Here is a 239-nt window from a genome sequence, read left to right as displayed (position 1 = left end):
ATGCTCAGTCTCGCAAGAAAATCTGGCGAAATTTACCCAATAAAAATACATAGGTAAATTTCGACCGCTCTATTTCCCCTGATCTTCTGATCGTTGGATGCTGCGTTGACGGCAGGTTCGGATCGAGCACGGGCGTTAGCGCTCGTTTTGACGTGGCTGTAGATTCCTGACGAATGGCGCCTGTTAATCTCCACGTGGAGATTGAGTATTTGGCGCTGACGATAGTACGGCGGCATAGG

Annotated in this window: 1 protein-coding gene; it reads right to left on the bottom strand. The window is 49.4% G+C overall.

Annotation, left to right across the window (positions count from 1 at the left end):
• Positions 1 to 4: 4 nt before the first annotated feature.
• Positions 5 to 239: hypothetical protein (locus SB772_RS45225; RefSeq protein ID WP_410839179.1), on the bottom strand; the 235-nt coding region annotated here is incomplete at its 5' end.

The sequence above is a fragment of the Paraburkholderia sp. SIMBA_030 genome, from assembly GCF_046535245.1.
Classification (GTDB): domain Bacteria; phylum Pseudomonadota; class Gammaproteobacteria; order Burkholderiales; family Burkholderiaceae; genus Paraburkholderia.
The sequence above is the reverse complement of the archived record's forward strand: the minus strand, read 5'-3'. Positions and strand labels throughout refer to the sequence as shown.